A 20,213-nucleotide genomic window follows, 5' to 3' on the forward strand; every position below is an offset into this window, starting at 1 on the left:
AAAAAATAGGAGACCACGGTATTGGGTGTCATTATAGGATTAGTGCTCACTTTAGGATGTATAATTGGAGGTTACACTGCCATGGGTGGGCATCTTGATGTTTTGGTACAACCATGGGAATTTGTTATCATTTTGGGTTCAGCCATTGGTATTTTCATCGTCTCTAACCCTTTTAGTGTGATTAAAGATGCAATGAAAGCAACATTGGAAGCGATAACAGACGCTGTTCCCAAACAAAAAGATTTTTTAGCAACCTTAGGTTTGCTCTATGTTCTTATGCGGGAAATGCGCTCAAAATCACGCTCTGAAATGGAGGGGCACGTTGACAACCCTAAAGAATCTGCACTTTTCCAGCAATATCCTTTGGTTTTAAAAGATAATTCTCTAACCAGTTTTATTTGTGACTATTGTCGTCTTATCATCATGGGAAACGCTCGCCCTTTTGAAATTGAAGCTTTAATGGATGAAGAAATTCACACAATTGTAAAAGATTCTGAAAAATCTTCTCATGCTCTGCAAAATATGGCTGATGCCCTGCCAGCGCTTGGTATTGTAGCAGCTGTTTTGGGTGTGATTAAAGCTATGGGTGCTATTAGTGAACCACCAGAAGTGTTAGGACACTTGATTGGAGCAGCTCTTGTTGGAACATTTGCGGGTATTTTCTTTTCCTACAGTGTTTTTGCACCCATCTCCACAAAAATTAAAACGGTGCGCCATAAAAAAACACGTATTTATATTGTCGTGAAACAAACACTGTTGGCTTATATGAACGGTGCAATACCACAAATTGCACTAGAATATGGACGCAAAACCATTTCAGCAAAAGATCGTCCAACAATTGATGTTGTAGAGCAACACACAATCGTTGGTCCAGGTGCTGAAAAAGAGGCCGCTTGAACATGACTGAACAAACTGAACAGACTGAACAGACCGAGCAGACTGCGCAAACCGAACAGGCTGCGCAAACTGAGCACAATATCAATGAAGAGAAAAAGCAAGATGTGTTGGCCCAACACATTTTGCGTGCGGCTGGTCTGTCAAGTGATGACCTTATGTCATTTCAATATGTGTTTCGTGACGCAGCGAGCAATCTTTGTGCACAATTAGGTCATTATACATCCTTAGAATTTTCTATCGATGTACAATCGCTTGATACACTTAAAAGTGATAAAATTACTCAAACGATTGGAACAGATACATTATTGATTTATTTTAGTTCCAGTCTTTGGGGAGATGATGTTATCTTTGTTCTTGATGCAGCCTTGGTTGATCTTATAACAGAAGCGTTTTTTGGTGCAGCAGAGCCAAAGCTTATAAACCGTAATGGACGCCCCTTTAGCCCAACAGAATACAAAATAAGTGAATATTTTGGAAAATTGCTGGCTAATACAATGGATGGAATATTTGGCACAGGGGATGGCTCTCTTTTACTTTTCAAGCAAATACTCAAAGCGCAAGAATTTAATTCAGAAACCTTTCATCAATCGCAGATGTTTTCTTGTACTCTTGGAGTCAAATGTAATGAAATAGAAACAAGCGTGAATATCTTAATGCCACGCAGTTGCCACCGCCCTATTCAAGAAGCCGTTACACGGGCCTTGCGCGCACCTGCAAAACATACAGATCCGCTTTGGGCTAAACGTTTAAAACAAGAAGTGAGCCGAGCGCACGTATCTATCGAAGCGTTTGTCCAACAAGGATCAATGACCTTAGATGAATTATCAAAACTTCAAGTAGGGCAAGTTCTGCCCCTTCCTGCCAATGCTGTTAAACAGATAAAATTACGCAGTGGCAAAAAATCTCTTTATAAATGCTCCCTTGGTAAAATGGGGACAAATTTTTCCATCCGGGTCACTGATCCTATTGATGAAGAAAAGGAAATGATTGATGAGCTGGTTCATAGTTAATATAGCAAGTGCACTTCTAGCAATGATATCGTTAGGTGTTTTTATTATAACGACACGAAAATTGACGACAACAATCCACATGGGTCGAGAATTGGCTAAACAAGTTCAGACCGGAACTGCTTGCCTTGATCGAGCAATTTCAATATTACGTGAAGAACATCAAGAATTTCGCGATGAAAACCGCAAAATGGATGCACGTATTATTGAATCAACACGGATTCGGCGCAATATTGATCGCTCGGTCGCTCATATGGAAAATGTCCGCAATCAACTACAAAGTGATCTTGACCATTTTCGCGCCACTTTAACTACCAAAGCTCATGGGCCTACAATGGAATCTAGTGCACAACGTACACACCAACAGCCACCCATTGTTCCCAAAAACCTTCCGGTCTTTGTGCAGCGTAAAATGCACTAAGATCCTTTGAATAATAAAATACAATTTTAAAATAGAAAACCTCAAAGCCTTTACAAACCAAAGAGTATAAAGTCAAAAACAAAGAATATGGTGACAAAATGACAAATGATATAAATCCTCCTGGGGGTGCTAAAGGGATCAACCCAGCAACGCCACCTCGTCCAGCAACATCACCTAGTCCCACAGGAGCAAAACCTGGGATGCCAGGTAGTGCTGGAACAAGTGCACAAAAACCAGGGATTATTACCCCTGGCGCAACAGCAAACAGTGGCCCTGCTTTTACTGCATCAGCAGGAAAAACTGTTGGAAGCATGAGTGCTACAAATGCACAAAAAAGTACAAATGAAGTGCACAGCAATCCAGAACTCATTATGAGTATCCCAGTTGAAGTTCAAATTGTCTTAGGTTCAACCACTATGCCAGTAGCAAACCTAATGGATTTAGGTCGCGGTTCAGTGATTACGCTTGATAAGCAAATTGGAGATCCTATTGATATTATCGTCAATGGTCGTATTATCGCGCGTGGGGAGGTTATTGTTTTAGAAGACGACCCTTCCCGTTTTGGGGTAAGCCTTACCGAAGTTATGGGTAAATAAATCAACTTGCAAAATGTGAAAAACAAATATGACGCAGGCAATGAAAGAAAAAATGACAGAAGTAATAAATGTTGTATCAGAAGACGAGTTGGAAAATACGTTACTTGATACACATGTATCTTCTACACTTATTGATACACTTTCTGGGCAACAAAAAGTTGCAGCACTCCTTGTTGCTTTAGGAAAACCTGCTGCTGCGCGTCTTTTAAAATATTTCACTCCAGATGATTTACGCCGTCTGAGTGGGCAGGCTCATACTTTGCCCAATATTTCTCTTGCTGATTTTGAAGTTCTGGTTCGTCAATTTGAAGATGCCTTCGCTGAAGGAGCTTCGTTTTCTGAAGCTGGTTCACGTTTCGACAGTCTGGTACAAGAAACATTATCAGAAGAAGAAGCAGCTTTAGTTCTTGACCCTTCAAAGGCACCAGCTCCACCTCGCGAAAGCCTTTGGGAGATTATTGCAAAATTAAACATCGATGTTTTGCAAATGCATTTTGCACAAGAACATCCCCAAGTGGTTAGCTATATTGTTTCGCGTCTTCCTTCTGAAATTGCAGCAAAAATTTTAATGGCGCAGCCTATGGCGGTGCGTGCTGATCTTACCCGTAGAAGATTGCATCTACGCCCAGTTTCGCCAGAAATAGACACAGTCCTTGATGAAGCGCTGCGTTCTGTTTTCTCACAAGATAATAATGTGGGAGAGAAAGCGCATCATGGACAAGTGGCCACCATCCTTAATGAGCTTGATAAAGCAGATGTTGACGAGATGCTTGCAAATCTTAAAGATTTGAGTCCAGAAGATCTGGAAAAAATCAAAGCAAAGCTTTTTGTTTTCGAAGATATTCCGCGTTTGACAGAACAAGCACGATTATTGCTTTTTGATAAGATTACAGCTGATACCGTTATTACAGCTTTGCATGGTGCAGATAATCAGATGAAAGACCTTGTTTTAAATTCTCTTTCACAACGTACACGGCGTATAGTGGAAGCAGAACTTTCCTCAGGCAATGACTCCATCCAACAAGAAGCAATTATAAATGCACGCCGTAGTATTGCCCAAACAGCAATCAAACTATCAGAACAAGGAACAATTAATCTCTCAGGTGAAGAAGGAACGTCTTAAAAGGCGCATTTAAACCAACATGTCAGATGAAAAGCCCGATAAAGAGAGCCAAACAGAAGAACCAACAGAACACAAAATTCATAAAGCAGAAGAAAAAGGAAATCTTCCCTTTTCTCGTGAATTGCCTATTTTTTCTTCTCTTTTAAGCTTTAGCGTAATTTCTATCTTTATTGCTTTTCCAGCTCTATCACAGCTTTCGCATTTTTTGCTTCAATGGCTTGAACGCCCTGAATCGTGGCGCATTAATACTGCAGAAGATATTAAACATTTGATTTATTTGGTAGGTGGTAATGTAGGCTTAGCATTAGCACCTATTTTAATTATTATACCCCTGATCGGTATAAGTGCATCAGCTATACAACATATACCACGTATTATTATGGAGCGCATCCGCCCACAATGGTCGCGCGTTTCACTCAGTAATGGATTTGAACGCATTTTCAGTAAAGCAGGGTTGGTGGAATTTTTAAAATCATTAACCAAACTGATCGGTGTGAGCATCATTGTTTATATTATGTTTTTCAAAAACAATACAATTTTCATCAATGCATTATTAACAGATGCACCAGCTTTACCAGAATATATTCGTAAAAAACTCGTCGGTCTTTCGCTCTCTTTCATTGTGGCCGTTGCTGCTATTGCAGGATTTGACTTAGCATGGTCACGTTTTCACTGGCGCCAAAAATTACGCATGAGCAAACAAGAAATTAAAGAAGAGCATAAAAACCTTGAAGGAAACCCTATGATCAAAGCACGGATGCGCTCCTTAGCACGTGACCGCATGCGTCGGCGAATGATTTCTAATGTTCCTACTGCAACCTTAATTGTGGCAAATCCAACCCACTTTTCTGTTGCTTTGCGCTATAAACCACCCCTTGATTATGCACCAGTTGTGGTTGCAAAAGGGCAAGACATTCTCGCTTTACAAATTCGTGAAATTGCTGTCGAAAATGACATCCCTGTTATCGAAAATGTAGAGTTAGCACGTATATTGTATAAACAAGTTGAAGTCGACCAAGTTATCCCACCTGAATTATATGAAAGTGTTGCTGCTTTAATTCGTTTCATCAACAGTCAGAAGATCCATTAAAATAAGCATTTGCAACTTTTTTCAAAATTCAACACCAAATTAATATAAACTTTAAAATATTAAAACAATAACATAAAGTCATACGATGAAAAAAAATTATATAACTGAAATCCGTGAAATGTTTCTGGCAAAACAGGTAGCGCAATTTATTCCAGAATTGCGACTGATCGAGGTAGGTGACTTCATTGCCTGTATCCACACAGAGCGTTTTAACCATCTTTCTGAACTTATTGAAAGCGCTACAGAATTGCGTTTTTACCCCAATACCATGCGTTTTGCGCGTAACGCCAGTTATGAATTAGATTGGAATACTACACCAAAAATCTTGCTTCATATGGAATTTTCAAATGAAGGTGTACAAGCCTTTTTCCAGCTCATCATGTCATCAGAAGAATTTGGGGTTGAGTTGGATAAGTGCATTTTTAAAAACCCATCCGATGAAGAAACCAATACCAGTAATTTGATGAATGCACTCAATAATGCACGAATACAAAAAAGACTTACCCACTAAAATATGTACTGCCTCATTAAAATACGAACTGCATTGTAGATTAAAGCACCACACCTTAAAAATAAGAAGGGTGCAAGACAAAAAGTAAAGATTCTAAATGCTATTATACAAATAAGCCTCTCTATTTGATAATAAAATAAAAAGTTCTTTTTATAATATCCCCCCTCACCCCGCGTGGATCTTATTAAGGTTGGACATATTTGATATAAAAACAATTTTCTAACACTAATAACTTCCGGAGAAGTTTTTCAAAAACCCTTTTCCAAAGTACAACCTTTTGAAAACTTTATGCTTCAAAAAAGCTTCTTCATACCATAGTTTAAATATTTCTATCCTGTATGTTTCATATCGCGTATTTGATCCGCTGGAAGATAATTAAACTGTTTCACAAGCAAATCTTTCACAACAGGCGTTGGAAAATGCTGATTAATTTCATCTATAATCTGTTTTTTAACCGTCTCAAATTTTATCTTCTCGACTGCACGCACATCTGAATAACTGTCCCAAAAACACTTAAAAATAGCATCATTAATCAATACACTTAAAGGAAGAGACATGTCTTTCTCAACTTTCTTGTCTACAAGATAAGTTAATTGTGAAATTATATAACCCTGGACAACTCCCTCAACTAAAATGGGAACACTGACGATTTCTGTTTGACCAGAACTAATCTCTTCTACAACGGGAGCAGACACTTCTGAAATATCGGGGTGTACAGCATTCACTTTAACACTCAGCATTAAAGTGCCAAGAGCCACCAAACAACCCCATACTCCCATCGCAATCATTTTAATCATTTGCGGCTTCCAGCATTAACTAAAACGGGGTCATAGGTTCCATCTGTTTCTTCAGCGCGAGCAGCTGTTTGCATAATTTGAGAAAGTTCCTTAACAGCTTCTAAATGCACTTGAAGTAATTCACTATTGCGCTGTAATTTTTCTTGTAAATCAGATAGTAAACTTTCTATTTTATTTTCAACATCCTGATCTAAATAGCGCATAACATCTTTCATCGACTGATTAAGATCACGCAGACCACGCGTTTTACGTAAATTAACCTCTTCATAATCTGGAACGCCGTGGCTTTCAAGCATATTGCTTTCATAATCAACCACTTCTATTAGCCCTTTAACAGCAGCCATAAATTTTGTTATTGCCCAATCACGACCAATCAGATCATTATTGAGAACTTTTGTTTTTAATGTAACATTTTCATCATCACATTGCGCTACAGACATTTTTATTCCCCTTTATGGTATTTCAATTGTCATATTAAGTTTGTGTTCGATATTAATGTGCCAGATCAGCTCATTTTATGAATGATCGCACCAATGATAAACGGCGTCTTTAATGGGTAGCATTTATTCTATTTCTCTCTCCATTATACGACCCCTCTTCTTTCTTAGCCTGTTCAGAAATCAACATTTGCGCAATGCCAATTCCTCCAGATGTAGCAAATTCCTTAGCCAATTGTTCAGCCATCATAAATTTCCAAATTTGCCCCGCTTGCCCCTTTCCAAAAATGGATTGCATCTCAGTTGTGAACATATTTTCAACAAAAGTCTGCAGTATAAAGGCTTCAAAGTTTTTAAAGGCTTCAGTATTTTTGTTCTCTACGCTGTGCGGTTTTATGTGTACTTGTTGAAGTTCGTTTTGCGTTACGTTATGTGAGGTTGTGTAATCAGCATGCACGAGTTGAGCAAAATTGTTTTCTTGGTGTGCAATAGTTTGTGTGCGTGCTGTGTTGCGTAAATCACGCAATTTTTCAACAGAAGCGCGATATTCAACTGGGTCAGCTGCGCGCGCAACATCAAGAACAATATCTGAAGGTGGCTGAATAGCCATGAGTTTTTCCCTTTATTTAATTACCGTTCGCTTTTCTTTGTTTTAAATTCTTAAGTTTCGTCTTAAATTTGACAATAATGTATGTTTTTCTCTAATTTCATAGAAATGGTTTATACTCACGTGAGTAAAATCACTCTTCGTACACGAAGTAACTTGTGTGCGCAGAGATTTTGTATATAATGTATTTTTCAGCAAAACACAATGTTTAAATAACTCACCCCGCGTGGATCAACACAAAAACATCATGTAAAGCAACTAAAGCGCTATATGCTGCCTCTTTTTAACGACTACTCGTTTTTCTTCGTAATTCATATTTTCTACAAAGATAGGATTTTTTTTATTCTTTCAATAGCTTTAAAAAATAAAGTAACCCCTATAACATTTAAGCACTATAAAGTACCAAACTTATGTCAAACTGACGTTTTTTATCATTTTATCTGCAATATAATCTTCAAGCATATTACTAAATTGTTGACGTTCTTCTATAACTTTAACCTCTTTACACTTTTCTTCTAATCGTTGCAAACGGCTAGAAGCTTCATGCACAATTTGTTTTTTTTCCACAATCTGCCCCTGAAGATGTTTTTCTGTTTTAGCTATACGTTGTAAACGCTGCGCTAAAAAATTGACATCCAAAAAATCAGGAGCTTTCTCCTTTTCCATTAAGGAAAAAAGTGCCCGCGTCTCCTCTTCACAAGCAGAAAGCTGATTGTGTAAACCTTCTAATTCAATCTTATGATAAGCTTTCATAAAACTTTGTATTTTGAGAAGCTTACGGTAGCGTTTACCTTTTTGCACTTTTAAGGTCCCTTATTGAGCCAATTTTGAAGTTCTAAACTGAAAAAATGTAAAAGCTCCGGTATCAAGAAATAAAGTAAAAATATCCCGCCTGCAATAACAAAAGGCAACGAAATAAAATAAACTGGAATAGTAGGTGTTAATTTATTGACCAATCCAACCCCAATATTGATTAAAATCGCATAAGTAATAAAAGGCGCTGCAATAGATAGTGTGGTTAAAAATGCTCGCGACAAAACATCACGATAATCAATCAAAGCGGCTTCTGGACTTGGAATAAAAGATGGTGAGACAACATCATAAGAAGCCAAAAGGCCACGAATAGTCACCATATGCAAATCACTTGCAAAAAAAAGCATGACAGCCGCTAAAACAAACAAATGAGCAATTTGAGTTTCTGGCATTGAATCAATCACACTATGGCCAGGTTGACCTGAATATCCTATAGACATGGCAATAATTGTCGCCATAAATTGCAAAGCCCACAGATAAACATGAGCAATAACCCCCAAACTAGCCCCAATAAGCATTTCAGAAAACAAAGCGCGTGTAAGGACTGCAATATCAGGTTTATCACCAAGTTCTTTAAAAAGATCAACAACCAAAGGAAGCATCACAAATGAAAAAGCAATAGCAAGCAATAAACGGAAATTCATGGGAATACGTAGACTTGATATGCCCGGCATAAGCATCAAACAAGCCCCTACCCGTGCAAAAACTAACATGGCGATGATAACCACCTGGTCAATTGGCAAAGAGGTTACAGGTAATAAAGACGTCAATGACATCAACTCTTCTCCCGTGAAGAGATAACTCCTAATGTTTTAACTTCAACACCACGAGCAATTTCCGCATGAGAAAGAACAGGCAACGTCGAGAAAAGGCGTTCCATAATCATGCGAACATAAGGGCGCGCTTCAGGCGATGTGATCAGCACAAAACGCACCGCTTTTTCCATATATTGGCGAATGATAGCTGTTGCTTCGGTTCCAAATTTTTCAAGTTCAACAGGATCCATATCAAATTCAATAATTTCACCCTTTGCATCACGTTTTAAAGCTTTGTGGAAAGCAAGGTCCCAGTAACTTCCCATCCGTAAAACCTGTAGCACACCGTCTTCAGACAAGTCACCACAAATTTGCTGTGATAAACGCAATCGCACATGCTCAGCAATCAAATCAGAACGCCGCACATGGGGTGCGATTTCAGCCACCGCTTCTAAAATAAGATTTAAGCTACGAATGGAGACACGTTCTGATAATAAAAGTTTTAAAACCGCCTGTAAACCAGAATAAGAAAGATGTGCAGGACAAATTTCTTCTAATAATTTACGGTATTCGCCCCCCAAGCGCTCTAGAAGAATGCGCATATCTTTATAAGAAAATAATTGTGCTAAATTATTGCGTAAAACTTCACTTAAATGGGTTAATAATACTGAAAGATTATCCACCGCCATATAACCTTCACGCATCAATTCAGAGCGAAATGTTTCTGAGGTTGCAAAAGCACGCATACCGAAAGCCGGCTCACATACCTGCTCACCTGGAATATTGGGAATAGGTTTATTGCCCGGCATAATGAGAACCTCACCTATGCGCATTTCGTAAGATGCCACAACCGTACCATATAATTTGATCCAATAGCTTTTTGCCGGCACTTTATAATCATCTGATATCTGTATTTCAGGAATAACAAAACCATATTCTTGCGCAAATTTACGGCGCATTTTTGCAACACGGTCAGCCAGCTCAACCTTTTTGGATAATAAATGTTTAGACAATTGCTTGCCCATAGCAATTTCGACGCGCACCGTTTCAAGCGATGCTTTAAGTGACTGGCTTTCTTCTTGATGAGCCTTTTGTGCATCTTGTGCCAACTGTGCTTCTTGTGCAAGAGATTCTTTGCGCAAGCGATGTGGAATAGAATAACCAATCGAAGCCATAAGCAAAGACAAAAGAATAAAAGGAACAGCTGGCAGACCAGGCATCAACCCTAACATAAATAAAAGAAGAGAAGATACAAAAAGCGCTTTGGGATACCTTCCAAGTTGCCCCAAAACAGCCTTTTCAGCTGAACCACGGGTACCCCCTTTAGAAACCAAAAGACCTGCCGCCAAAGAAACAATCAAAGCCGGTATCTGTGTAACAAGACCATCACCCACTGAAAGTTTAGTAAAAACATCAGCCGCACCAGATAATGTCATTCCATGGCGTGTAACACCAATAATAATACCCCCAACAATATTAACAGCCGTAATAATAAGCCCGGCAATAGCATCGCCACGCACAAATTTTGATGCACCATCCATTGCCCCAAAAAAGGAACTTTCTTCTTCAAGCTCATGACGGCGACGCTGCGCTTCTTTCTCATCAATAAGACCTGATGAAAGATCAGCATCAATAGCCATTTGCTTTCCTGGAATAGCATCCAGAGTAAAACGTGCACCCACTTCAGCAATACGCGTTGCACCTTTGGTGATCACCAAAAAATTGACGATAATAACAATGGCAAAAACAACAAGACCAATAACAAAATCCCCTCCCATCACAAATTGCGAAAAACCGTGAATCACATTTCCTGCGGCTTTATAGCCTTCATCACCATGGGTTAAAATAACACGAGTTGTCGCAATATTAAGGGATAAGCGCAATAAGGTCGTAATCAACAAAACTGTTGGAAAAGCTGAAAAATCAAGTGGCCGCTGAATCCACAACGAAACCATTAAAATCAAAACAGAAAATGCAATGGAAAAGGAAAGCCCCAAATCTAAAATAAAGGCAGGAACAGGTAAAAAGAGAACCGTGAGAATAATGATAATTCCCATCGCAAACGCAATATCTCGACCAGAAAATTGATTTTGGTCTCCAATATGGGTACCCGGACTACGCTGCACACTTTTCTCCTTAAACAATTACATTCAACCCCCCTTTGCCAAAAGAACTTTAAAAAAACTCTTTAGCGCATTTTTTCTCACAAACTTTAAGTAACAAAGCTTGTGTGAAAATGATGTTGTAACTACACAATTAATGGGGTCGTGGCTACACAATTTTTACATATTTTAAAATTTACACATCACTATAACAAACCTTTTACCCCCTATAAACCATAACATAAAGCACACCCACCCACCCTTAATTCAAAAAAAAATTTTAAGCTTGCCGAATGTTTGATATCAGCGTATATTACAGCTTGTAACATTGTGTGAACATACATTGATACAATAAGAAACCGCGAGAGGTTTCTAAAAACAATGAGAGGTTTGTTATGACTGATATTGTAAAAACTGCTATGCTTTATTCGACACTGATTATCAGTGCCAATGCCATTATTGTTTTAGCTTTGGTGCTTGGCATTCAATAAAGTCTCATTGAGAGAGGCTCATCTTATAAGCTCTTCACATCCATAGCAAAATCTGAGCTATTTTGAGCAGTTAAATAAGAGTGTTATATACCAAGCAAAGAAAGTACATAGAATTTGAAAAGTAGTTCATAAAAATTAAGAAGAGGAAAGTGTAATTTTCTTTACTTAAGTTGTATTATTGATACGTAATTACTGCCTTAAAAATTTGTGTAAAAATTTTTGTTACTAAGGCATTTTAAGAGCGACCTGTTTTTTAAAAGCCTGTTTTTTACAAGTAATTCTTAATAAGTAACTTTTACCGCAATATTACCCTTTCAAAGATTTAAGCATTTTTATAACAACATCTTTATCAATTGATCTCACAATAAAAGCACTTTGATCACTAAGTTTGATCTGACTTCAGCAGATTACTTTTTATAAGACATTAACGATAATTTATAAGACTAAATTGGCAGCCACTTTATACCATTCACTTTATACCATTCACGCCGTTTGAGGCTTTTCATCTTTCTAGACAGGCTATAAATTTTTGTTAAACTCAAGCCGCTCATAAAAATCTCATTTATCACACTGTTTATTTAATTATACTGCCTATTTAAAGGCACAAAACAAGAGAGCAACATAAATAGTGCACCAAAGCAGTATACTCAACAAGGACAAACAAAAATGAAGTTGCAGCAAATTGAAGATGGTATTTTTGTTAGTGCCCAAATCAGCGTTGCAAACATTGGAACGCTCGCAAAAACTGGATTTAAAACTATTGTCTGCAACAGGCCCGATCAAGAAGAGCCTGACCAGCCTGATTTTGCCACCATTCAAGCAGCCGCTCATCAATATGGAATACAAGCTCATTATATTCCTATTACACCTTCGGTTATAGAAAAATCTCACATTGAAGCTATGCAAACAATTTTAAAAACAGCACCACTTCCTCTGCTCGCTTATTGCTGCTATGGCACACGCTCAATTCACCTTTGCTCTTTAGCGCGTATTATTTAACCTTGTGTTTTAATAAAACAGAAAGAAACAAACATTAAACTTTCTTACTATTAAAAATATGAGGCTATCTAAAAAGCGACAAAAACAATGATGAAATCTGATATTCAAACCGCTGATTCCCCTACTCATAAACGAAAAATTCACCTTTTTCATGACGTTTTGGAATATATTTTTATTCTCATAATCAGCTTAAGTTCTATTTTTGCGATTCTTTTTTCCTTTTTAGATCGGATCATGATGTTTTTTTAAAAGTCAGCAGCTGATCTAATGATGAAAGCGGTTGAATTGTCTTTAAAATCGCTTTTGTTTCACTTTCATCATGTTGCATTTGTTTTTTCAAAAGCTCTAGTCCATCAAACTTTTTTTGCCCTCGTAAAAACTGCAAAAAAGAAACTGTACAGTTTTCATCATAAAGATCGTCAGTAAAATCAAACAAATAAGTTTCTAAAAGTGGTGCTCCACCATCAACAATTGTTGGGCGACAGCCAAAACTTGCAACACCATCATGCAAAACACCACTTAAACGGCGCAATCGTACTGCATAAACACCATGCGCTAAGCTTGTTTGGGAAGGCAACACTTGATTGGTAGTAGGAAAACCCAAAGACCGACCAAGCTTTTTACCATGTATAACTTTTGAGCGCACACGATAATGGTACCCTAATAAATGGGCTGCTTTTTCCACCTGCCCTTGTGATAAAAGCTGACGAATAAAACTAGAAGAAATTTTTTCCCCCTGTAGGGTGCATAAAGAAGGAATTTGAACAACTTCAAAACCGCACTCTTCCCCTTTTTGACGCAAAAACTGCGCATTTCCACTTCTTTTTCGACCAAAGTGAAAATTATCCCCCGTTACCACAACACAAACATCAAAAGCTTGTTTTAAAACAACGCTAATAAATTCATCAGCTGAAAGAGCAGCAAACTGTGCATCAAAAGGCTCTTCAACAACACCATGAAAACCCAAAATTTTGAAGATTTCGGCTTTTTCAGTTGCCGGTGTCAAACGATCAATACAATCTGAACCTTGAAAAAAACTTCTTGGATGTGGCTCAAATGTCAACACAAGAGCTGGCTTGTTTTTTACACGTGCTAAATCTAGCGCTTTTTGCAACACCGCTTGGTGACCACGATGAACACCATCAAAATTCCCAATAGCCAAAACTGCACCACGTAAAATTTCAGGAATCTCTGTGTGCCCTTGAAGACGCAAAAAATTATCCATTATTGAAGCGCCCACATCATCGCTTGTGGCTGATAACCATAATGGTCAAGAAAAGAATGCAAAGCTTCTTTATTGATCACACCATTTTGCGTATAGTCATGACAATGGATCCCACCCAGAATATAAAGGACATCAATACCAAAATCGATAGCGCCTTTAACATCGGTCAAAATGCCATCTCCAATAGCTAAAATCCGACTTTTTTCTATTGTCCCGCGGATGTTTTTTAGTTTTTCAAAAGCACATTCATAAATAGGTGCGTGGGGTTTACCCGCAATACGAACCTCACCGCCTAAATGTTGGTAAAGCTGTGCCAATGCACCAGCGCACCACAATGTTTGATTGCCACAATGAACGGTGATATCAGGATTGGCACAAATAAAAGGCAAGCCCCGTTCTTGTAGGTGCTGTAACATACCTTCATAAGCCTGTGGCGTTTCCCCAAAATCTTCAAAAAAGCCACTGCAAACCACCGCATCAGCTTCCTCTTCTTCAACCAGCTCACATGCTAACCCTTTAAACAAAGCCAAATCACGTTGCGGACCAATAAAAAAGATTTTCTGCGGTGCACTCAAAATAAGATCACGCGTTACATCACCTGAAGTGACAATTGCATCATAACAATCACTGGCAACCTTCAGCCTTTGCAATTGGGCTATAACATCTTCACGTGGTCGGGGTGAATTGGTGAGCAAAACAACGCTTTTCCCCATCTTGCGCATTTTCTGCAAGACTTTCACAGCTGAATCAAAAACGCGCACACCATCGTGCACAACCCCCCAAACATCACAAAATACAGCATCATAATGGGTAATTATAGGATCAATATGGGTGAGTTCTTTCATGATTATCTATTTATATTATATTGTGCCCGCTTTTTAGTCTTTAAACTTCTTATCGCAAGATCATTTTTTTGTCATCTGCTTTCTTAAACCACCATATTCCCACCCCAAAAACCAATTAAATTTTTGAGGATAATTTTAGCTTTCATCAATTAAGATGGCAAAATTTAAAAAATCAGAAACCGAGCCAGACTAAAACGAGAATGTTTTAATTAAAACATCTAATAAGGCCATTTTGATCGTGCAACCCGAAAAGGGCTTGAGCGAGCTGGATAATAACGCTGATAACGCAAGTAATGAATGTAAACGCGAAACAACATAGGATCAATTTTTGCCATTTTGCGTAGCACATAAAGGCCAATCAACCAAATACACGTGCCAATAATTGTTGCAACAATGCTCATTGCTGAAATAATAAAAACGCCAATTAAAAGCGTTAAAATCAGCACTGGTTCGCGCTCTGCTCCCATAATTAGCTTAGGTTCGTAAAGAGCACGATATATGGGCGTACATCTTAACTCTTCATCCATTGCATTTCTCCAATCACCATATTTACAAGAGAGCACCTGCAAAGAGCGCGTTGATAAAAACGACCACACTGACAACAAAAACTACACGAACAGCCCACTTTACAAGCCTGTTAATCTCACCACCAAAAACTAAAACAATTCCACCAATAAGTATAGCAACTAAAGAAATACCAAAAGCGATAGGTCCTGATATTAATCTCATAATTCTTTTTAAAGGTGTTTCCCATGGTAATCCAACTGGTGCACCAGCAGCATAAGCGGAATCTCCTAAAATAAAAAACAACAGAAAGACAATGCCTAAAGTAAAGAGAATTGTAATTTGATTATATGGATTATTCTTAAAATAAATTGGAGATAATTGCATGCCTTATGCCTTTAATAAATTAAAATAAATTGAGTATCACTATGATGCCTAAGAATCAAGAATATATAGGCTGTATAAGCTGACAGTTTTGCCATTGTTAATCATTGTCATAACTATCCTGGATGTTACCCACTTTAAGGGACACATCTGATTTAACAGCACAAATATTTTGAGATACCCCCTGCCCGGAATTCTTTACGTTTTACATCACATACATAACTCTTAAGTAATTTTTTCCACAAATCTTTCCATCGTTATGGTTATAGATATACATGTTAACTTCAAGCTTGCATCTAAGCATAACTAACAGTTCAAGAGACAGGTAAACCCAAATTTGCATCTGCTTTTTCAAACCATGAACAAGCCAGATGATGCACAGATTAATATTAAAGAGCAGCACGGTTGCCATTAATCATTTTTGCATCATGGCCATGGCTAAACAGAACTGTTATCGCCATGAGGAGTTTTTAGAAGTTCTCATGAATACTTATGAGAAAGAATAGCGCTATATTATAATTTAATAAGTTTTACTTCTGATCAGAAATTAATTCTAAAATTGCTTTCTGTTTTACTGATGTAAGAACTCTAAAACTTTTTAAAAGCAGATATTCTTCTTTGCTCGATATAATTTCATCATGATGGTGCACACCACCTTCTTTTGTTGTGGTGTCAGGGTAAAAAAAGGAAATAGGAACATCAAATATATCGGCAATGTCTTTCAACCGTCCAGCTCCTACACGATTTAATCCTTTTTCGTATTTTTGGATTTGTTGAAAGCTTATACCTAAATGATGAGCCAATGTTTTTTGAGACATTCCCAACATTCTTCTTCTATATCGGATTTTTTTGCCTACAAAAATATCATTATGAGGATTTTTTTGCACTTCTAGATCAACCCCCCGCCGGGTAGCGAGCGCCCTCGCATTGGTATTCCGGGAGTCAAAAGTACTGAGTTCGAGTCAGCTTTTTTGCTTTTAGTGCCATAGCACCTGGACATCACAAAAACTCCCGGAATCCCGGGAACCCCATATGATAATGGGTTAATTTTTGTGTTCGAACTGGAAGGACTTTTGAATCCCTCTTGATCGCTGCGTATACGATCAATACACCTTTTAATTAATAAAGTAATTTCAGAAAATTGGCAATAAAATAGTTTTTCAACTTACAGAGGTTTTTCAACGAAAGGCAGAAAGCCTCTCATTTTGAATGATGTGTAAATGAATAAAGTGAGCTCTCATTTATTGGAAAAGTATAAGCTCATAACCAGGAGATGCTGGAACGTATTAAGAGTGTGTCATGCCACCATAAAGTTTAGGAAGAAAAGCAACTGATAAGAATGCGACTAACATCAGCATAAGATTTTAAAATTTTCGTGGAGATATTTTAAAAAGGCATCAATATTGCCCTTATTGTCTTTTGTTCTGTTTATAGATCAATTGAAGAGGAATGATAAAATCTATAACTTGAAGTGGAGCAAATATCACTCAAATAACTTTGATGTATGTAACTTTGATGCATTTTATTGACAGAAAGGGCAAACACCGTCATAAAATACTATGAGACTAACATGAGTGATAATATTTGCATGGTCTCTTGTGATTTTTGCTTTTTTCAAACTCTATTTTTGTTTTCCAAACATAATATATCTTTATGAGCTTAATTAAAAAATTTATAACTGTTGCTTCTGGAACTTGCACAAGTCGTCTTTTTGGTTTTGTGCGTGAAATACTCATGGCAGCTTCTTTTGGTACAGGTCCTGCTGCTGACGCTTTCAACGCAGCTTTTCGTTTTCCAAACACATTTCGCCGTCTTTTTGCTGAAGGTGCTTTTAACGCAGCCTTTGTTCCCCTGTTTTCAAAAAAAATTACTGAAAATGGAACTGAAAATGCACGCAAATTTGCAGAAGAGGTTTTTGGTGTTTTGTTCTCGCTACTCTTACTTTTAACCATTGCTATAGAAGTAAGTATGCCTTTTTTGGTGCGTACTGTAATTGCACCAGGGTTTGCAGAAGATGCAACAAAATTTGAGGCTACAATTCGTTTTACTGCAATTATGTTTCCCTATTTAGCGTGCATGTCTTTAGCAGCCATGATGGGGGGAATGCTCAATGCATTACAACGTTATTTTGTTGCAGCTATTGCCCCCGTCTTTTTAAATATTGTGATGATCGGTGTGCTCGCCTATGCTTGGATATTTCAGCTTGATGCTTGGCAGATTGGGCTAAACCTTTCCTGGGGGGTTATGGTTGCTGGCCTTCTTCAACTTACTTTAATTGCAGTTGCTTTGCGTCAAAGTGGGATGAAAATTTCCCTACGTCTTCCTTATCTGAGCCCCAATGTTCGCCAGCTTTTAACCCTGGCATTTCCCGCTGCCATTACGGGGGGAATTACGCAAATCAATTTATTGATCAATACCAATATTGCATCCAGCCACCCAGGTGCTGTTTCTTCTTTGGTTTATGCTGACCGCCTTTATCAATTACCATTAGGCGTTGTTGGTATTGCTGTTGCGACTGTTCTTTTACCTGAGTTAACAAAAGCCTTCCGCAATAAAAATAACAAAGAAGCCAATTATTTGCAAAACTATGCCATTGCATTTACCCTGTTTTTAACCTTACCGGCATCGATCCTCTTTTTTTTGATATCCAACCCCATTGTCAGCCTTTTCTTTGAGCGTGGTCAATTTACAAGCCAATCAACACACACTGTTGCACACCTGCTTGAACTTTATGGATTAGGGCTTCCAGCTTTTGTGCTCATAAAGGTCTTCATTCCAAACTTTTTTGCCCATGAAGATACAAAAACACCCATGATTTTTGCAGGCATTTGTGTTTTGATCAATATTGGTTTAGCGCTCACATTATTTCCGCTTTTATCAGCACGTGGCATTGTGATTGCAGAAATTACCTCTGGATGGGTTAACACACTTTTGCTTTGTAGCACCCTTATCAAACGCGGTTATTGGAAATGTGATATGCAGCTTATCAAGTGGGTTGGGTGTTTGATTGTTGCCATTCTCTTAATGGCTGCAGCTTTGTATTATGCACTCGGGTTTCTATCTTTTCCTTTATCCTCACAAGCACCACTTTTCTTGCGAATAGGAACTTTAGCAGGTTTAATTTTCTCTATTCTATTGTTTTATTGTATCATTTGCTTTTCCCTTGGCATGAGCTATTTCCCTTTTTTACGTAAAAATTTGAAACAGCGCCTATAATATCCTATTTGACTTTCAAAAAAGAAGCTTTACCACAACAAAAGCAATACGTAACATCATTAAAGAAAGGCTTATTCTTATGGATACCCACGCATCCCTCGTCTTTTCTGGTGTGCAACCAAGTGGCAATTTGCATCTTGGTAATTACCTAGGTGCAATTAAGCGCTGGGTTGAACTGCAAGCATCTTATACATGCCTTTATTGTGTTGTGGATATGCACGCATTAACGGTTAACCCTGACCCACTCACCTTAGAAAGCTCAACCCGTGCAGTTACAGCAGCCTTTTTAGCTGCTGGTATTGACCCACAAAAACATATTGTATTCAACCAATCACGGGTTTTTCAACATGCTGAATTAGCATGGGTCTTTAACTGTATTGCCCGCATCGGTTGGCTCCAACGGATGACACAGTTTAAAGATAAAGCTGGAAAAAACCGTAAACAAGCATCTGTTGGGCTTTTTGCCTACCCAAGCCTTATGGCTGCTGACATTTTGCTCTACCGTGCAACACATGTTCCAGTAGGAGAAGATCAAAAGCAGCATATTGAACTCACACGTGATATTGCGCAAAAATTTAATCATGATTACGCTGAGCGGATTGCACATTTAAATGTTGGCATCCCCATACAAGAGGGAGAACCCATAAAAGAGGGAGAAAACAAAGAACAAGGCTTTTTCCCAATACCAGAAGCTCTTCTTGGTGATACGGGCATGCGCATTATGTCTTTACGTGATGGCACAAAGAAAATGTCAAAATCAGATCCTTCAGATTTTTCACGAATTAATTTAACTGATGATGCTGATCTTATCGTTCAAAAAATACGCAAAGCAAAAACAGACTCCGCCCCCCTTCCCGATGAGCTTACTGCTTTAGAAGGGCGCCCAGAAGTTGACAATTTACTTGGTATTTATGCAGCCTTTGCGCAAATCAGTAAAGAGAAGGCGCTTTTAGAGTTTTCAGGTCAACAATTTTCGCTTTTTAAAGCGACTTTAGCTGATCTTGTTGTCCATAAACTGGCACCAATTACGCAAGAATTACGCCGTATTCATCAAGATAATGCTTATATTGATTCTGTTTTGCGTGATGGGGCTGAACGTGCTAGCCTATTGGCTGAAAACACAATGAAGCACGTTCGTGAAATTGTTGGCTTTTTACATCATTCATAAACAATAAGTTTTGATTGAAAAAAACTATAGCCGATGACAAATGCAAACTAAAACCACGCTTGATGCAAACAATACCCCTTGTTGCCCTTTGTTAGGTTAAATGCCCCCATATCTTCAAGTGCAAACATATATCTTTATTCATGAAGGAACAAATGCTTGATAACGTGCATTTTAAACCTTTAAAGCAGTTCTTTTAGTAAAACTGCTTATGCATGCAAGTTCAAA

At 38.1% G+C, this 20,213-nt stretch carries 21 protein-coding genes; 10 read left to right on the forward strand and 11 right to left on the reverse strand.

All coding sequences use genetic code 11. The features are described from left to right. Positions 1 to 21: 21 nt before the first annotated feature. From motA to J7R05_RS05875, 7 genes are all read left to right on the forward strand, one after another. The gene (gene motA / locus J7R05_RS05845; protein WP_208541585.1) at positions 22 to 897 is read left to right on the forward strand and encodes a flagellar motor stator protein MotA; all 876 of its coding nucleotides are present in this window, start codon (positions 22 to 24) and stop codon (positions 895 to 897) included. A 2-nt stretch (positions 898 to 899) separates the two neighbouring features. After that, positions 900 to 1,907: a FliM/FliN family flagellar motor switch protein gene (locus J7R05_RS05850; protein WP_208541586.1), complete on the forward strand. Its 1,008-nt coding sequence runs from the start codon at positions 900 to 902 to the stop codon at positions 1,905 to 1,907. Next, on the forward strand, positions 1,888 to 2,325 hold the full coding sequence (locus tag J7R05_RS05855) for a BAB2_0123 family type IV secretion system effector (RefSeq protein ID WP_246468236.1): 438 nt from the start codon (positions 1,888 to 1,890) through the stop codon (positions 2,323 to 2,325). Before J7R05_RS05850 ends, J7R05_RS05855 begins: the two co-directional genes overlap by 20 nt. Positions 2,326 to 2,636: 311 nt before the next feature. Beyond that, positions 2,637 to 2,921: a flagellar motor switch protein FliN gene (gene fliN / locus J7R05_RS05860; protein WP_208541609.1), complete on the forward strand. Its 285-nt coding sequence runs from the start codon at positions 2,637 to 2,639 to the stop codon at positions 2,919 to 2,921. A 52-nt stretch (positions 2,922 to 2,973) separates the two neighbouring features. After that, positions 2,974 to 4,044: a flagellar motor switch protein FliG gene (locus J7R05_RS05865; RefSeq protein WP_246468237.1), complete on the forward strand. Its 1,071-nt coding sequence runs from the start codon at positions 2,974 to 2,976 to the stop codon at positions 4,042 to 4,044. Positions 4,045 to 4,063: 19 nt separating this feature from the next. Then, entirely contained in the window at positions 4,064 to 5,134 is a 1,071-nt protein-coding gene (gene flhB, locus J7R05_RS05870; RefSeq protein ID WP_208541588.1) for a flagellar type III secretion system protein FlhB, read from the forward strand. Between the two features lie 85 nt (positions 5,135 to 5,219). Then, positions 5,220 to 5,645: a hypothetical protein gene (locus J7R05_RS05875; RefSeq protein ID WP_208541589.1), complete on the forward strand. Its 426-nt coding sequence runs from the start codon at positions 5,220 to 5,222 to the stop codon at positions 5,643 to 5,645. Positions 5,646 to 5,974: 329 nt separating this feature from the next. Here the strand turns inward: J7R05_RS05875 and J7R05_RS05880 are convergent, their stop codons facing one another. The 6 genes from J7R05_RS05880 to flhA all read right to left on the reverse strand — a co-directional run bounded on the left by J7R05_RS05880 (position 5,975) and on the right by flhA (position 11,111). Continuing rightward, positions 5,975 to 6,442 (reverse strand): hypothetical protein, encoded by a 468-nt coding sequence (locus J7R05_RS05880; protein WP_208541590.1) that lies wholly within the window; start codon positions 6,440 to 6,442, stop codon positions 5,975 to 5,977. Further along, a complete protein-coding gene (locus J7R05_RS05885; protein WP_208541591.1) occupies positions 6,439 to 6,882 on the reverse strand; it encodes a flagellar protein FlgN in 444 nt (147 codons plus the stop codon). Before J7R05_RS05885 ends, J7R05_RS05880 begins: the two co-directional genes overlap by 4 nt. Before the next feature lie 109 nt (positions 6,883 to 6,991). Further along, positions 6,992 to 7,489, reverse strand: a complete 498-nt coding sequence (locus J7R05_RS05890; RefSeq protein ID WP_208541592.1) for a rod-binding protein — start codon at positions 7,487 to 7,489, stop codon at positions 6,992 to 6,994. Positions 7,490 to 7,894: 405 nt separating this feature from the next. Then, on the reverse strand, positions 7,895 to 8,287 hold the full coding sequence (locus J7R05_RS05895) for a hypothetical protein (protein ID WP_208541593.1): 393 nt from the start codon (positions 8,285 to 8,287) through the stop codon (positions 7,895 to 7,897). Between the two features lie 2 nt (positions 8,288 to 8,289). Then, positions 8,290 to 9,075, reverse strand: a complete 786-nt coding sequence (fliR, locus tag J7R05_RS05900; RefSeq protein ID WP_208541594.1) for a flagellar biosynthesis protein FliR — start codon at positions 9,073 to 9,075, stop codon at positions 8,290 to 8,292. Continuing rightward, positions 9,075 to 11,111, reverse strand: a complete 2,037-nt coding sequence (gene flhA, locus J7R05_RS05905) for a flagellar biosynthesis protein FlhA (protein ID WP_246468243.1) — start codon at positions 11,109 to 11,111, stop codon at positions 9,075 to 9,077. The genes fliR and flhA overlap by 1 nt, the downstream gene beginning before the upstream one ends. 1,202 nt (positions 11,112 to 12,313) lie before the next feature. On the opposite strand from flhA, the gene J7R05_RS05910 reads away from it, so the two are divergent. Further along, the gene (locus tag J7R05_RS05910) at positions 12,314 to 12,646 is read left to right on the forward strand and encodes a protein tyrosine phosphatase family protein (protein WP_208541596.1); all 333 of its coding nucleotides are present in this window, start codon (positions 12,314 to 12,316) and stop codon (positions 12,644 to 12,646) included. Positions 12,647 to 12,878: 232 nt separating this feature from the next. Here J7R05_RS05910 and J7R05_RS05915 read toward each other — a convergent pair whose 3' ends face one another. The 5 genes from J7R05_RS05915 to J7R05_RS05935 form a co-directional block, all read right to left on the reverse strand. Beyond that, the gene (locus J7R05_RS05915; RefSeq protein ID WP_208541597.1) at positions 12,879 to 13,871 is read right to left on the reverse strand and encodes a bifunctional riboflavin kinase/FAD synthetase; all 993 of its coding nucleotides are present in this window, start codon (positions 13,869 to 13,871) and stop codon (positions 12,879 to 12,881) included. Next, positions 13,871 to 14,716, reverse strand: a complete 846-nt coding sequence (locus J7R05_RS05920) for a TIGR01459 family HAD-type hydrolase (protein WP_208541598.1) — start codon at positions 14,714 to 14,716, stop codon at positions 13,871 to 13,873. The genes J7R05_RS05915 and J7R05_RS05920 overlap by 1 nt, the downstream gene beginning before the upstream one ends. Before the next feature lie 218 nt (positions 14,717 to 14,934). Beyond that, positions 14,935 to 15,243 carry a conjugal transfer protein TrbD gene (trbD, locus tag J7R05_RS05925; protein ID WP_078690124.1) on the reverse strand — a complete coding sequence of 103 codons (309 nt, stop codon included), beginning with the start codon at positions 15,241 to 15,243 and terminating at the stop codon, positions 14,935 to 14,937. Between the two features lie 22 nt (positions 15,244 to 15,265). Beyond that, positions 15,266 to 15,607, reverse strand: coding sequence for a TrbC/VirB2 family protein (locus J7R05_RS05930; protein WP_078690125.1), 342 nt, complete (start codon positions 15,605 to 15,607; stop codon positions 15,266 to 15,268). A 527-nt stretch (positions 15,608 to 16,134) separates the two neighbouring features. Then, entirely contained in the window at positions 16,135 to 16,422 is a 288-nt protein-coding gene (locus J7R05_RS05935) for a helix-turn-helix domain-containing protein (RefSeq protein ID WP_418214929.1), read from the reverse strand. A gap of 835 nt (positions 16,423 to 17,257) precedes the next feature. Here J7R05_RS05935 and murJ point away from each other — a divergent pair. Beyond that, positions 17,258 to 18,820 carry a murein biosynthesis integral membrane protein MurJ gene (murJ, locus tag J7R05_RS05940; RefSeq protein ID WP_078690127.1) on the forward strand — a complete coding sequence of 521 codons (1,563 nt, stop codon included), beginning with the start codon at positions 17,258 to 17,260 and terminating at the stop codon, positions 18,818 to 18,820. 79 nt (positions 18,821 to 18,899) lie between these two features. Beyond that, the gene (gene trpS, locus J7R05_RS05945) at positions 18,900 to 19,988 is read left to right on the forward strand and encodes a tryptophan--tRNA ligase (protein ID WP_208541599.1); all 1,089 of its coding nucleotides are present in this window, start codon (positions 18,900 to 18,902) and stop codon (positions 19,986 to 19,988) included. Positions 19,989 to 20,213 lie beyond the last annotated feature (225 nt).

Origin of the sequence: Bartonella capreoli (genome assembly GCF_902813205.1) — a bacterium.
GTDB lineage: Bacteria > Pseudomonadota > Alphaproteobacteria > Rhizobiales > Rhizobiaceae > Bartonella > Bartonella schoenbuchensis.

Excerpts from the sequence above, each read along its gene's own strand:
- J7R05_RS05880 (WP_208541590.1), bottom strand. The coding sequence starts at position 6,442 with ATGATTAAAATGATTGCGATGGGAGTATGGGGTTGTTTGGTGGCTCTT.
- trpS (WP_208541599.1), top strand. The coding sequence starts at position 18,900 with ATGGATACCCACGCATCCCTCGTCTTTTCTGGTGTGCAACCAAGTGGC.
- J7R05_RS05865 (WP_246468237.1), top strand. The coding sequence starts at position 2,974 with ATGACAGAAGTAATAAATGTTGTATCAGAAGACGAGTTGGAAAATACG.
- J7R05_RS05850 (WP_208541586.1), top strand. The coding sequence starts at position 900 with ATGACTGAACAAACTGAACAGACTGAACAGACCGAGCAGACTGCGCAA.
- J7R05_RS05920 (WP_208541598.1), bottom strand. The coding sequence starts at position 14,716 with ATGAAAGAACTCACCCATATTGATCCTATAATTACCCATTATGATGCT.
- J7R05_RS05930 (WP_078690125.1), bottom strand. The coding sequence starts at position 15,607 with ATGCAATTATCTCCAATTTATTTTAAGAATAATCCATATAATCAAATT.
- J7R05_RS05875 (WP_208541589.1), top strand. The coding sequence starts at position 5,220 with ATGAAAAAAAATTATATAACTGAAATCCGTGAAATGTTTCTGGCAAAA.
- flhB (WP_208541588.1), top strand. The coding sequence starts at position 4,064 with ATGTCAGATGAAAAGCCCGATAAAGAGAGCCAAACAGAAGAACCAACA.
- J7R05_RS05855 (WP_246468236.1), top strand. The coding sequence starts at position 1,888 with ATGAGCTGGTTCATAGTTAATATAGCAAGTGCACTTCTAGCAATGATA.
- fliN (WP_208541609.1), top strand. The coding sequence starts at position 2,637 with ATGAGTGCTACAAATGCACAAAAAAGTACAAATGAAGTGCACAGCAAT.
- J7R05_RS05885 (WP_208541591.1), bottom strand. The coding sequence starts at position 6,882 with ATGTCTGTAGCGCAATGTGATGATGAAAATGTTACATTAAAAACAAAA.
- J7R05_RS05890 (WP_208541592.1), bottom strand. The coding sequence starts at position 7,489 with ATGGCTATTCAGCCACCTTCAGATATTGTTCTTGATGTTGCGCGCGCA.
- J7R05_RS05935 (WP_418214929.1), bottom strand. The coding sequence starts at position 16,422 with ATGTCTCAAAAAACATTGGCTCATCATTTAGGTATAAGCTTTCAACAA.
- murJ (WP_078690127.1), top strand. The coding sequence starts at position 17,258 with ATGAGCTTAATTAAAAAATTTATAACTGTTGCTTCTGGAACTTGCACA.
- flhA (WP_246468243.1), bottom strand. The coding sequence starts at position 11,111 with ATGGGAATTATCATTATTCTCACGGTTCTCTTTTTACCTGTTCCTGCC.
- fliR (WP_208541594.1), bottom strand. The coding sequence starts at position 9,075 with ATGTCATTGACGTCTTTATTACCTGTAACCTCTTTGCCAATTGACCAG.
- J7R05_RS05910 (WP_208541596.1), top strand. The coding sequence starts at position 12,314 with ATGAAGTTGCAGCAAATTGAAGATGGTATTTTTGTTAGTGCCCAAATC.
- trbD (WP_078690124.1), bottom strand. The coding sequence starts at position 15,243 with ATGGATGAAGAGTTAAGATGTACGCCCATATATCGTGCTCTTTACGAA.
- J7R05_RS05915 (WP_208541597.1), bottom strand. The coding sequence starts at position 13,871 with ATGGATAATTTTTTGCGTCTTCAAGGGCACACAGAGATTCCTGAAATT.